General features: G+C 60.3%; 12 protein-coding genes and 1 pseudogene. 9 read left to right on the forward strand and 4 right to left on the reverse strand.

Features of this window, described 5'->3' with window-relative positions; genetic code table 11:
- Window positions 1-216: 216 nt before the first annotated feature.
- A pseudogene (locus ACN0SD_RS20000) lies at window positions 217-474 on the reverse strand (transposase); the annotation flags it as partial.
- A 119-nt stretch (window positions 475-593) separates the two neighbouring features.
- Here ACN0SD_RS20000 and ACN0SD_RS20005 point away from each other — a divergent pair.
- Window positions 594-881 carry a hypothetical protein gene (locus ACN0SD_RS20005; RefSeq protein ID WP_417809949.1) on the forward strand — a complete coding sequence of 96 codons (288 nt, stop codon included), beginning with the start codon at window positions 594-596 and terminating at the stop codon, window positions 879-881.
- A gap of 159 nt (window positions 882-1,040) precedes the next feature.
- Here ACN0SD_RS20005 and ACN0SD_RS20010 read toward each other — a convergent pair whose 3' ends face one another.
- Complete coding sequence (locus ACN0SD_RS20010; RefSeq protein WP_417809950.1) at window positions 1,041-2,531, reverse strand: NAD-dependent succinate-semialdehyde dehydrogenase; 1,491 nt, start codon at window positions 2,529-2,531, stop codon at window positions 1,041-1,043.
- Window positions 2,532-2,889: 358 nt separating this feature from the next.
- Between ACN0SD_RS20010 and ACN0SD_RS20015 the strand changes: the two genes are divergently transcribed.
- From ACN0SD_RS20015 to ACN0SD_RS20050, 8 genes are all read left to right on the forward strand, one after another.
- The gene (locus ACN0SD_RS20015; protein WP_417809951.1) at window positions 2,890-4,263 is read left to right on the forward strand and encodes a PLP-dependent aminotransferase family protein; all 1,374 of its coding nucleotides are present in this window, start codon (window positions 2,890-2,892) and stop codon (window positions 4,261-4,263) included.
- Window positions 4,264-4,392: 129 nt separating this feature from the next.
- The gene (dctP, locus tag ACN0SD_RS20020; protein WP_417809952.1) at window positions 4,393-5,409 is read left to right on the forward strand and encodes a TRAP transporter substrate-binding protein DctP; all 1,017 of its coding nucleotides are present in this window, start codon (window positions 4,393-4,395) and stop codon (window positions 5,407-5,409) included.
- Between the two features lie 147 nt (window positions 5,410-5,556).
- Complete coding sequence (locus tag ACN0SD_RS20025; RefSeq protein WP_417809960.1) at window positions 5,557-6,114, forward strand: TRAP transporter small permease; 558 nt, start codon at window positions 5,557-5,559, stop codon at window positions 6,112-6,114.
- A gap of 3 nt (window positions 6,115-6,117) precedes the next feature.
- Complete coding sequence (locus ACN0SD_RS20030) at window positions 6,118-7,401, forward strand: TRAP transporter large permease (protein ID WP_417809953.1); 1,284 nt, start codon at window positions 6,118-6,120, stop codon at window positions 7,399-7,401.
- A gap of 7 nt (window positions 7,402-7,408) precedes the next feature.
- Window positions 7,409-7,846 carry a universal stress protein gene (locus ACN0SD_RS20035; RefSeq protein WP_417809954.1) on the forward strand — a complete coding sequence of 146 codons (438 nt, stop codon included), beginning with the start codon at window positions 7,409-7,411 and terminating at the stop codon, window positions 7,844-7,846.
- Window positions 7,847-7,861: 15 nt separating this feature from the next.
- Window positions 7,862-8,698, forward strand: a complete 837-nt coding sequence (locus ACN0SD_RS20040; RefSeq protein WP_417809955.1) for an ectoine utilization protein EutA — start codon at window positions 7,862-7,864, stop codon at window positions 8,696-8,698.
- Window positions 8,699-9,231: 533 nt separating this feature from the next.
- Window positions 9,232-9,489 carry a hypothetical protein gene (locus ACN0SD_RS20045; protein ID WP_417809956.1) on the forward strand — a complete coding sequence of 86 codons (258 nt, stop codon included), beginning with the start codon at window positions 9,232-9,234 and terminating at the stop codon, window positions 9,487-9,489.
- A 184-nt stretch (window positions 9,490-9,673) separates the two neighbouring features.
- Window positions 9,674-10,051 (forward strand): hypothetical protein, encoded by a 378-nt coding sequence (locus ACN0SD_RS20050; protein WP_417809957.1) that lies wholly within the window; start codon window positions 9,674-9,676, stop codon window positions 10,049-10,051.
- Window positions 10,052-10,089: 38 nt separating this feature from the next.
- Here the strand turns inward: ACN0SD_RS20050 and ACN0SD_RS20055 are convergent, their stop codons facing one another.
- Together ACN0SD_RS20055 and ACN0SD_RS20060 are read right to left on the reverse strand one after the other, a co-directional pair.
- Window positions 10,090-11,331 carry a NifU family protein gene (locus tag ACN0SD_RS20055; RefSeq protein ID WP_417809958.1) on the reverse strand — a complete coding sequence of 414 codons (1,242 nt, stop codon included), beginning with the start codon at window positions 11,329-11,331 and terminating at the stop codon, window positions 10,090-10,092.
- A partial coding sequence (locus tag ACN0SD_RS20060) for a P-loop NTPase (RefSeq protein ID WP_417809959.1) occupies window positions 11,324-12,002 on the reverse strand: 679 nt, incomplete at its 5' end. The genes ACN0SD_RS20055 and ACN0SD_RS20060, both read right to left, overlap by 8 nt.

A 12,002-nucleotide genomic window follows, 5' to 3' on the forward strand; every position in this document is an offset into this window, starting at 1 on the left:
CGGCATAGCCAAGGTCACGGCCTGTGCGATCCTGACGGACATGCCTGAGCTCGGGCATCTGAGCGGTAAGCAAGCCGTAAAACTGGCCATCACAGCAATCATGCGCAAGCTCATCGTCATGGCAAACGCATTGCTGCGGGATAGGCAAAAATGGAACGAATATCCCACTTGATCAATACGGATACTCGGGCATTTATCAATGCCCTGTCAGGCAGTGATCGCGACACTGACCAGTCGAGAGGCCTTGCGTTCTAGCGGGCTGCGGATCCAATTCGCGGTTCGCGTTTGCTTATCAGCAATACGCCTCAGAATAGCGGTGGCCTCAACCACGAGGAGTTTACGCAAATATCCGTCTCCCATTTTGGTAATCCGCCCCAATCGCTCTTTGCCACCGGATGAATTTTGTCGGGGAACCAACCCGAGAAAGGCAGCGAATTGGCGTCCGGATCGGAAGAGCGAGGGGTCCGTAACCGATCCATGTGCGCAAGCCCGAGGATGTGCTGGCAAGCGGGTTGAAAGAGCTCACGCGCTTTGTCGGGTCACGGCGGATTTCGGTCTCGTTGCGCCATACTGAGCTGTCGTCAGGGGCTGATATGCCCGACGTGCTCGGGCATCTTGCACCGTCTTTGATGGAGCGCTTCAACAGGGTCCGCGCACGCCTTCACGCCGAAGCCGACATGGCTGCCGCGCATCGCAGAAAACAGATCTCAAAGAGGCGCGTGTCTCAGCGCCAGCGGGCTCTGGCGAAGCCGCCGGTTGTTGAACGCATGCGGCGCGCCCTGATGCTTCAAGAAAAGAAAGCCCCAAAAAGAGGTAAACGCGGGCTGCAACCATCGGTTCGATCTGCCATCTCAAGCGCCTCTACAGGCCGCATATTTTGACCATCCCGCACCAGCGGGGTCGTCTCGACAATATCAGGAAAACAAAAAAACGCTCATGTGGGCATAGGAGTCTGCCCCGTCCGGCATCAGACCCCTCTTCGTCAGCGTATGCTTGCCCGGTTGACACCACAGACACGTTGATCGCGTGTCAGAGCCTTTTCATCGTTGTTCCCAGTCGCGGCATACATATTTGACTTCGGTAAAGGCTTCGAGGCCCAAACGGGAGCCTTCACGCCCAAGACCGGATTGCTTCATTCCGCCAAAGGGGATTGGCGCCCCGGTGACCTTGGCGCGGTTCACGGCCACCATTCCGAACCGCATGGCGCGGCTGGTGCGGTAGATGCGGCGCGGGTCTTGGGTGTGCAGATAGGCTACCAGCCCGTATTCGGTGTCATTGGCGCGCCTGATCGCCTCGTCTTCGGTGTCAAACGACGCGATGGCCGCGACGGGACCAAAGGTTTCCTCGTGCATGATCTTTGCATCGGCAGGAACGTCGGCAAGCACAGTCGGGGCGAAAAACAGCGCGCCAGCCGCATGCCTTTCGCCGCCACACAGCACTCTGGCACCACGCGCCACCGCGTCATCGACATGCTCCTGTTGTTTGGCCACGGCCCTGGCGTTCATCAGCGGACCGATATCGGGATCGTCGATGCCCGCGCCAACACGCAGCGCACGCGTCCGGTCTGCAAACGCGGCGCAGAAGGCGTCATATATCGAACGCTCCACGAGAAAGCGGTTGGCGCCCAGACAATCCTGCCCCGACGTGGCGAACTTGGCCTTGATCGCCTCATCCACCGCATGCTCCAGGTCAGCATCGGCAAAGACCACGAACGGCGCGTGCCCGCCCAGTTCCAGCACCAGCCGCTTGATCGTGTCAGCCCCTTGACGATACAAAAGCCGGCCAACTTCGGTCGAGCCGGTGAAGGATACGGCGCGAATGCGCGGATCGTCCATCCAAGCCCCGACAATCTCGGGTGCCTTGCCGGTGATGACGTTGAAAACCCCCTTCGGCATGCCCGCACGATTGGCAAGTTCTGCCAGAGCCAGCGCGGAGTAAGGTGTCTCGATGGACGGATGCGTCACCACGCTGCACCCCGCCGCCAGCGCGGCTGCCGCCTTGCGTGTCAGCATCGCCGAGGGGAAGTTCCAAGGCGTGATCAGAGCCGCGACACCCACCGGTTCACGCCAGACCTCGACCTCGGCTTCCGGCAGATGCGATGTCACGCTTTCGATGTTCGGGCGCCGGGCTTCTTCTGCGTAGAACTCCAGAAAGGCGGCGGCATAGTCGATCTCGCCACGCGCTTCCGAAATCGGCTTGCCCTGCTCGGCGGTCATGATTCTGGCCAGATCCTCGCGGTGCTCGATCACCAATTCGAACCAGCGTCGCAAGATGGTGGTGCGCTCCTGCGGCAGCAATCCGGCCCAACCCGGCCACGCTTCCTGCGCGGCCCTGGCGGCTCGTTTTGCGTCGTTGGCGGTCAGGCAGACGATCCGGCCCAGTTCAGACCCGTCGGCCGGATCGGTCACGATCTGCGTCGAACCGTTCTCGGCAGACACCCAGTCACCGCCAAGAAGCGCCCTCGACCTGAGCAGACCTGTATCGGAAACACCGGCCAGAGTCGGGTGGGTTCGGTCAATTGTCTCGGACATGTCGGCCTCTATCGCGATGTGGGGGGTGCCGCAGGATTACTCTCTTGCGGGGCGACGATTTTTCATGAGATCAAGCAGGTTTGCCGAAAAATCTATCCTAGGCCTATCAGTTTGGAAGCGGAACGTCGAGGGGCGGAAGGCTGGTCCTGTACGTTTGAAAACGATAGATCTGCACGATCGCGACACGCCCGCGAACTGATCCGGCCGTGTGGATCACGGCCTGCCGGGTGTGAATGTCGCGCGCCGGAATTCCCCGAGTTTCAAACCGCCCCTGTCGAGGCGGTGCATGTTCATCGTTTCCCATGTCGACAAAAGTCGTACACTTGTCAAATGTCATGAAAATGGGGACGATACCGTCATGGACTGCTGGCTTCCGGACAAAGACGCGCTGAAGCGTCCACGCTATAGATCCCTGATGGAGGCGATCGAAGATGCGATCGAGCGGGGCGCCCTTAAACCGGGTGATCGCCTTCCCACGCATCGTGAACTGTCCTACCAGCTGGGGCTGAGCGTCCAGACCGTCAGCCGCGCCTATTCGCGCCTTGTCGAGGCCGGGCATATCGTTGGTGAAGTCGGCCGCGGAAGTTTCGTGCGCAGCGCGACGGATGATAGTGTTCTGCCGTTTCCGGCATTGCGCGCCGGGGACCAGATTCTGGATCTGTCCCTGCTGAAACCCGTTGTCGACACCATCCAGAAGGATGCGATGCGCAGGACGATGCGCGAGATTGCAGAGGAATTGCCCGACGAGATACTGTCGTCGTTCCGCGCATCCTCTGTTGCCATTCGACATGCAGACACGGTCGATGCATGGCTGATGCGATGCGGGATTGCGCGCGCGCCTTGCGACGTGATTGCGACGAACGGCAATACCTCGGCGATGACGGTTGCGCTCATGAGCGTCGCCCATAGCGGGGATCTGATTGTCACTGAATCGATGGGGCACCATACGTTGCCCGCGCTGTGCCGCAGCCTCGGTTTGCGCCTCAGAGGTTTGAGGATGGATGACGAGGGCATTCTGCCGGGCGCGTTGGACAAGATTTGTCGCGCAGAACCCGTGAAAGCCTTGTTTGTCATGCCAAGCTCCGGTCCGATGTCAAATGTCATGGGCACGGACCGACGGCGGGCAATCGCAGAATTGGCACGCCGCCACGACTTCGCAATCATCGAGAACGATGGCTGGGGGCCGCTCGGCCCGTCGGGCGCACTGGCACCGATTGCGGCGCTCGCACCGGAACGTTGCTATTATTTCACAAGCTTTACGAAGTGCCTGTTGCCCGGTCTGCGGGTCGGCTTTCTGGTGGTGCCAAAATCCGCCGCAGCCATCGCGCATGAACGTCATATGGTCACCAACTGGATGGTGGCCCCGCTGATGTATGAAATCGCCGCCCGCTGGATTGCCGACGGCACCGCAACGACGCTGCGCGATTGGCAGCGTGCGGCATTGCAAAGCCGCAGCAGCATCGTGCGGGACGTTTTTGCCAAGGTCGATGTGCGTGTCGCCCAGGCCGGTCTACAGGCTTGGTTGCCCTGTCCCGATATCGGGTCCGAAACACGCCTTGTCGGGCGCGCGCGCGAGGCCGGTATCTTTGTTGCGCCGGGATCGACGTTTTCTATCGGTCCGCTGCCCGCGACGCCGGGGGTGCGGATTTCGCTGGGCGTTCGCGATACTGGAGCGTTGCGAAACGCGCTGCGTGCCATCAGCGACATCGTCGCAGAGACCGGATTGGCCTGATACGGCCGGTACAGTATTGTAATGATTTAATGTTATCATTGACTCTGTATTGTAGTGATTTCATTTTTGCGTGAAGTCGCCCGTTCCCGGTTGGCAGCATTCGGGCGAGTAACACCAATGGAGGATTTGATGATTAATCACGTTAAAACCCTGACTCTCAGCGCCGTTGCATTGACGCTATCAAGCGCCGCCTTTGCAGACACTTGGCGGTATGCCCATGAAGAGGCCGCCGACGAGGTGCAAGGCGTATTCGCGCAGAAATTCAAGGAAGAAATCGAGGCGAACTCGGATCACAACGTGCAACTGTTTCCTTTCGGGACGCTTGGTGAAAGCGCCGACACGATGGAACAGGCGCAATCGGGTATTTTGCAATTCGTCGATCAGTCTCCGGGCTTTACCGGTGCGTTGATCCCCGAGGCGCAGGTGTTCTTTGTCCCTTATCTGCTGCCACAGAACGAAGCGACATTGCAGGAGTTTTTCCGCACCTCGAAGGCCATCAAGGAACTCTTTCCGCCTCTCTATGCCGAACAAGGGCTTGAATTGCTGACCATGTTCCCCGAGGGCGAGGTCTGCATGACCACCAAGGACGAGGTCAGATCGCCCGAGGATCTCAACGACGTCAAGTTCCGCGTGATGACCAATCCGCTGCTGGTGGAATCCTACAAGCAATTCGGTGCCACGCCGACACCGCTGCCGTGGGGCGAGGTTTATGGCGCGATGCAGACCGGCATCATTCAGGGGCAGGAAAACCCGCGTTTCTTCCTCAATTCCACCAAGATGTATGAAGTCACCAACTACATCACATGCATCGGGCACAACAACTTCACCACTGCCGTCATGGCCAACAAGAAATTCTACGACGGGTTGTCGGACGAGGACAAGAAACTGGTCCAGAACGCCACGGATGCGGCGTTCGAGTATATTCTCGGCTATCAGGCAGAACTTGACAAAAAGAGCTTTGAAAGCATCAAGGAAGCCAAGCCCGACATCACGATCAATATCCTGTCCGAGGAAGAGCGCGCGCCATTCATGGCCACGTCCGGCCCGGTTGAGGAAGCCTATATCGGGATGACCGGCGACAAGGGTAAGGAAATCCTTGACCAGATGAAGGCCGATCTGGACGCCGCCAACGCAGCAACCCAATAACATCAATGACATGCCAGGCGGTAGCCAAGGTTGCGCCCGGCATGTCACCACCTCCTTGCGCTTTGGAAAACTGAAAACGTGTCCAGTGATGAACCAACTCCGACGGGCGTCGTCCCGAAACCGCATGGCGACGCCGATGTGGATATTCTGACCGATGATACATCAGCGCTTCCGGGCCTTTTGGGGGTTCTGGATCTGGGCATTGCCAAACTCGAAGCCATCATGCTGGCGGTTGGCGTTCTGCTCATGGCCACCAATACTGTCGCGAACGTCATCGGTCGGGTGTTCTTCGAAAGTCTTTATTTTTCAGAGGAACTGAACCGCATCCTGATCATCCTGATTACATTTGCGGGGATCAGTTATGCCGCGCGCCACGGGCGTCATATCCGGATGTCAGCTCTTTACGATGCGTTGCCGCCAAAACCCCGCAAGGCTTTGACGATCCTGATTTCCTTGGTCACGGCGGTCTTCATGTTGGGGCTGGCCTGGTATTCGCTGCAATTCCTTCTGACGACGATGGGGCGTGGCCGTGTGCTGCCCGCTTTGCAGATCCCCGTCTGGATCACGCTCTGCTGGGTGCCGCTCGGGTTTCTCCTGACGGGGCTGCAATACGTTCTGACCGCGATCAAGAACATAATCGAACCGGACATCTACCTGTCGACCAGCGTGCTGGAAGGCTATGACAACGACGAGCGGGAGATCTGAGCTATGGCATGGACCGTTTTCAGCGTGATGATCGTGCTTCTGCTTCTGGGATTTCCGATGATGATTCCGTTGCTGGCGGGCACGTTGACCGGGTTTCTGCTGATCTTCGGCAACATGGACCAGCTTGAGACGGCGGTGCAGCAAATCGTGGCCGGTATCCGCCCGGCATCGCTGATCGCGGTGCCGATGTTCATCTTTGCCGCCGATATCATGACGCGCGGACAATCGGCCGGGCGGCTGATCGACATGGTGATGAGCTTTGTCGGCCATCTGAAGGGCGGGTTGGCGGTATCGACCGCAGCGGCATGCACGATGTTCGGTGCGGTTTCGGGCTCGACGCAGGCGACGGTGGTCGCGGTCGGCTCGCCGCTGCGGCCCCGCATGCTGCAAGCCGGTTACAAGGACAGTTTCGTTCTGGCCCTGATCGTCAATTCCAGCGACATAGCCTTCTTGATTCCGCCCTCTATCGGGATGATCATTTATGGCGTGGTCTCAAACACCTCCATTGCCGAATTGTTCATCGCGGGCATCGGGCCAGGTCTGTTGATCCTGCTGTGTTTTTCGATCTTCGCGGTGATCTATGCGGTGCGCCATGACGTGCCGACCGAACCCAGGGCCGCTTGGGCTGCGCGGCTCAAGGCGGTGCAGAAGGCGCTTTGGCCGATGGGCTTTCCGGCAATCATCATCGGCGGCATCTATGGCGGGATTTTCTCTCCGACCGAAGCGGCTGCGGCCTGCGTGCTATACGCGCTGATCCTGGAGGTCATCGTGTTCCGCGAGTTGGACCTGCGCGGTGTCTATGAGACCGCGAAGTCCACCGGGCTGATCACCGCGGTCGTCTTTATTCTGGTCGGTGCCGGCGCGGCATTTTCGTGGATCATTTCCTTCGCACAGATTCCGCAGACGGTGCTGGGAGCGGTTGGTATCAACGACATGGGACCGACCGGCGTGCTCTTTGTCATCTCTATCGCCTTCTTCATCGGCTGCATGTTCGTGGACCCCATCGTGGTCATTCTGGTGCTGGTGCCGATCTTCGCGCCGGTGGTCGAGGCCGTCGGGCTGGACCCGGTGCATGTCGGGATCATCATCACCTTGCAGGTTGCCATCGGATCGGCGACGCCACCCTTCGGATGCGATATTTTCACCGCCATCGCGGTCTTTAAACGCCCCTATGTCGAAGTGATCCGCGGCACACCACCATTCATCGCCATTCTGCTGTCTGTGTCGGTGGCGCTGATCTTCTTTCCTCAGATTGCGCTGTTCCTGCGTGATCTCGCATTCAACTGAGGCGCCAATGTTTAATACGATACTGGCCGCCTGTGACGGCTCCGCACAATCCGAAGGCGCGCTGAAGAAGGCCATCGAACTGGCCCGGCTCAGCGGGGCGAAGCTTCTGATCCTGACGGTCTACCGGCATCACTCGATGATCGAGGCATCCCTGTCGATGGTTCAGGGGACCAAGCACGCAACGCCCGACCAGGCGCTGCAAGAGAACGCCACGCAAATTGCGGATGCGGCCCGTGCCATCGCCGTTCAGGGCGGGTTGGCCGAAGTGCGCGCGTTCGTCCGGTCCGGGCAACCGACGCGCGCGATCGTCGAGTTTGCCAGAAAGCACGAGGCGGATCTGATCGTTCTGGGATCACGCGGTGCGGGCTCTGTGGACGGGTATTTTCTGGGCAGCGTTTCCCACAAGGTCACCGGGTTGTCCCCAATCCCGGTTCTGGTTGTCTAAGACGGGGCTGTGATCATGGGGCCCCGCATACCGATTGAAATAGTTCACCCCCGCTTGACCGCACCGGAACTGGACCTGCCACGTTTCGGGCTCATCGCATTGGGGACAGATCTGACCGTCGAGCGCGACGCGGCGCGCCTGATCCGTCCGGACGAAGGCATCGTTCATGTCTCACGCATCCGATTTGAAAACCCGACAACGCCGGAAAATCTGTGCGCCATGAGGCCCAATATCGCAGCCGCGGCGGCGTTGCTTGTGCCCGGAGTGGAGCTGGCAGCCGTGGCCTTTGCCTGTACCTCGGCATCCGTTACGATCCGCAACGATGTCGTGGCGGGTGCCATTGCGCAGGCACGACCCGGGGTGCCGGTGATTACCCCGTCCTCTGCCGGTCTCGCCGCGCTGAAAACGCTCGGCGTGCAAAGGATCGCGTTGTTGACGTCTTACCTTCCGGAAACCACGGCCCCGATGGTGACGTATTTTCAGGCGGGCGGCATGACGGTCGAACGCTGCGCCTGTTTCGGCCTTGCCGACGACCGTGACATGGCGCGGCTTGACCGAGAGGCGCTGATCCAAACGGCGGCGTCTCTGGACGGTTCGAATATCGACGCGCTGTTCTTGTCCTGCACCGCTATGCCAGCGCTTGACGTGATCGACGCAATCGAGACGCAGATCGGCAAACCGGTCGTGTCATCAAATCAGGCGACATTCTGGGCGATGCGCGGCCTTGCAAGTCTGTCTGCACCCGTGGCCGGACTAGGGCGGCTGTTGCAATATCCGGCTCCAGACCAAAGCGTCTGGGCAGCCACCGTAAAGTTAACTGATCGGGTCAGGATTGAGGCTGATCAGCTATGATCAGGCCACTTTAACCTGTTCGATTTCGCGCCATATCTGCATAGTTGCATCGCGAAGCTTTCGAAATTCTGTTGATGTCAATTCGTGGCGGGGCAATTGAAACAGGTTTTCCTGCGAGCCCCGCCGTTGCGATCTTGATGTCTGCAATTGATGCGCTGCTCCCCAACCTTGGACCGCCGGAAGCTGGATTTTTCCGGCTCTTTTACGATAACGGGCTGGTGACGCCATCGGGATAGTGCATGTCGATCGGGACGTTGTAGCCGATCGCGCTGTGTGGTCGGTCTTCGTTGTAGTATCGACCGCTGCCCGGCAGGCAAATGCACACATTCGCCGAGAGGGGCCAATCCTCCAGCTTTTGCTGGGCAGCCATCAAATAGTGCGCGCCGGGTGGCCATAACCGGGTCTCAGGTCCCTACAGTGGTTTTGCACAACCACACCGTAAAGGAGAGCGACTATGACCGAGATTATTATCGCACAAGGTGGGCCTGTTTTGGTTGCCATCGACATTGCCAAAGCGCGGCACGAAGTTTTGATTGCTGTCCCAGACAAGAAGCGCCGCCGCCGCCACGTTTGGTCGCTCGGGGCAAAAGGTGGCGCTGGATACGGTCCAGCAAATCTCGGGCGCACTGGCGCCCTATCTCGGGGTGATCGACGGCCAGCTTCTCTTTGCGCTGGGAATGTTGGGCGCGTCACTGATTGCAACGATCGTTGTGGCGCTGACGATCATCGGCCGGAACGGCGTCGCGATCTTGCTTCGCGTTGTCCCCGGGGTTTTGCGGCCGATCACCTGAGCCAACGGATACAATGCCGCCCTGCCCTGCCACGGTGTCGGCTGCGCCACTCTGGTGATACGCAAGGCCATCTTCAGGGCCGATGGCCTTGCACTTTGCAGCCGTTCACGAGACCCTCGAGTCGATCAATCCGCACGGCAAAGGCGCGCAATCCTTCAGAACACTTGCCGCAGGGATCAAGGACATGCCCAGACCTGACATAAAGAACGCAGGGCGACACTCCGCGCTGGTGCGGTTCTTCGCAGCCGAGCGTCGGGTTTGGCGGGGACAAGCACCGCTGCGCACGGTTTTCTGGGGGTACGGCGTCGTGGCCAGTTCGGTCATAGCAGCACTGTGCTTTACCGCCTTCGATCTGCACGAGATCGCCTTGCAACAGGCGCTGATCCTTGTTTCGGCCTGCTATTGCGGCTGGCTTGTCGTCGGACTCTGGCGATGCGCCCCCAACGCGGCACCGTTCTGGGAGGATCTGACGCGATTGTTAAGCGTGGCCTGGGCGCTGAACGCCGCATTGGTGCTGTCGTTCCTACAGTTGGACCTTTTGGTGTATTACCTGCGTATGTAGGCGCATCGCCAATCGGCCCGTCGCGGTGCCACCTGCCGTCAAGCCGGCGTGCCGCTGGCCACCATTTGACGGTGGTGAAACTCTGCTTCGGTTTCGCCAGATCGTGGGCCCTGCCCCAGCGCGAGCGCCAGTTCGAAAAAGCCTTGGCCGGGGCTTTGAGCAGGGCCGCGTGATACCGCGCGGGCGGCAATGAACGCGCGCCCGGCGGCGGCATCCTCGCGCATGGTGACCTCGAGTGCGGCGGTGATCTTGCGCACCGATCCCGGCGCATACAGGCCTAACGCACGCGCGAGACCGACATAGGTGATCGGCAGCTTGTCGGTAGGCAATGCGGCAAGGTGTGCCCGCACCCGGCGCGACAGGGCGTTTGCAGGGCGATCCGCCGCCGCCGTCGTCAGTCGCGGCGGTGGCACTTCTCTTGCGGTTCCATCTGCCAGCACCTCGGCCGCCCATGCGCGCAGCGACGTGCGCACGATTACAAGGGTGATGTCTGTATCTGTGCCGGACGCGGCCTCGTTTGTGATCGTGACTTCGCCGCTTTCCAGCCCGGCCAGAAATTGCGCGCGCGCCAACCCAAGGCGCGGTGCCAGATAGTCGGGGTTGATCGTCAACGCGCCTTCTTTCCATGCGATGTGCTCCGGCGGAACGATGCGCGTAAAAGTGGGCGGCTGGCCCGAACCGTCCTGATAAAACGGATTTTCACCGCTTGCATGGTCCGTCAGGTCGATGATGTCGCGGATCGCTGGCAGGGCCGCACGCAAAATACGCTCGACCCCCTCGCGCAATGTGCGCGACGACGCCGCACAGCCATGACAGCCCCCCGACATACGCAGATAGACGACCCCATCCTTGACACTTTCGGCGCTTACACGACCGCCGTGCTTGGCGATTGAGGGGTTAGCCTGCGTGTCGAGAACCTCGTTTGTCCTTGCCAGAAGCGCCGCGTCACCGATAAGCGGCGTTGCCCCAGCCCCCAGCGGTCCAAGCGGCTGATCGCTTTGCGCCAACGCAGCCCGGATTGCAGCGGCAACCGGCGCTTTGAGCGCGCCCCAGTCATGGCCGGGGGCGCAGGTCAGCACAATCGTCTCGCCGCTCACCGTCAGCTTGCGCACACCGTCGATTGCGAATAACGCCACAGCCAGCGGCACGTCCGCATCCGGGGCGTCAAACTGGCCCGCCTTGCCGGGCGGGATCGGTGCCTCAAGGATAAACCGCATCGTTTGCGCATCAAGCGTTGATGCCTGCGCGCGTATCCGGCGTGGCGTGGGAGCCTCAGACATCTTCGGCCTGCGTCGTTTCAATCGCGCGCAACGCGCCAAGCGGATAGATACCCGAGGCGTGCCCATCGCTGAACGCCACCCCGATTGCATAGTTTCCAACGCTCCAGATCCGCGTCGGCACGACATCTGCGGGCACCTGCGCGGGGTTCAGCAACCGCTTGCGGCTGATTTCGTCGCGACACGCCGCGCAATTGCACGCCAGTCGCAAATCGCGCGGGTCGATGGTTTGGGTCTGCTCTGACCAGCGGATCTTCAGACCCGTTGCATCGAAATCCAATGCCAATGGACGGTCTGTCGCAATCGCGGGTTGGGGTGTGACGGCTTCGGGCTTGCCGGCTCCGGTGTCCAGATGCCAGTCAAACGGAATCTGCACGCCCGGCGCGGGCGCGATATCGCCCGTCAGCGTATCAGCGATGACACCGTAGGCGCGCGCGGCAGGGCTGTCGGGGGCGACGACGACCAGCGGCACGCCACTGTCGCCACTATCAACGATCGCCGGATCAAGCGGCACCGCTCCAAGGAACGCCACCCCCAATGTGGTCGCAATCTTGCTTGCGCCGCCCTGATGGAAAATATGCGTGACCTCGCCGCATGACGGGCAGGTAAACCCGCTCATGTTCTCGACGATCCCGAGGATTGGAACCTTGACCTTCTCCAGCATGCGCAAACCG

It is taken from the genome of Thioclava sp. (assembly GCF_048263065.1).
GTDB lineage: Bacteria > Pseudomonadota > Alphaproteobacteria > Rhodobacterales > Rhodobacteraceae > Thioclava.

Excerpts from the sequence above, each read along its gene's own strand:
- ACN0SD_RS20005 (WP_417809949.1), top strand. The coding sequence starts at position 594 with ATGCCCGACGTGCTCGGGCATCTTGCACCGTCTTTGATGGAGCGCTTC.
- ACN0SD_RS20050 (WP_417809957.1), top strand. The coding sequence starts at position 9,674 with ATGCCCAGACCTGACATAAAGAACGCAGGGCGACACTCCGCGCTGGTG.
- ACN0SD_RS20040 (WP_417809955.1), top strand. The coding sequence starts at position 7,862 with ATGGGGCCCCGCATACCGATTGAAATAGTTCACCCCCGCTTGACCGCA.
- ACN0SD_RS20035 (WP_417809954.1), top strand. The coding sequence starts at position 7,409 with ATGTTTAATACGATACTGGCCGCCTGTGACGGCTCCGCACAATCCGAA.
- ACN0SD_RS20030 (WP_417809953.1), top strand. The coding sequence starts at position 6,118 with ATGGCATGGACCGTTTTCAGCGTGATGATCGTGCTTCTGCTTCTGGGA.
- dctP (WP_417809952.1), top strand. The coding sequence starts at position 4,393 with ATGATTAATCACGTTAAAACCCTGACTCTCAGCGCCGTTGCATTGACG.
- ACN0SD_RS20010 (WP_417809950.1), bottom strand. The coding sequence starts at position 2,531 with ATGTCCGAGACAATTGACCGAACCCACCCGACTCTGGCCGGTGTTTCC.
- ACN0SD_RS20055 (WP_417809958.1), bottom strand. The coding sequence starts at position 11,331 with ATGTCTGAGGCTCCCACGCCACGCCGGATACGCGCGCAGGCATCAACG.
- ACN0SD_RS20015 (WP_417809951.1), top strand. The coding sequence starts at position 2,890 with ATGGACTGCTGGCTTCCGGACAAAGACGCGCTGAAGCGTCCACGCTAT.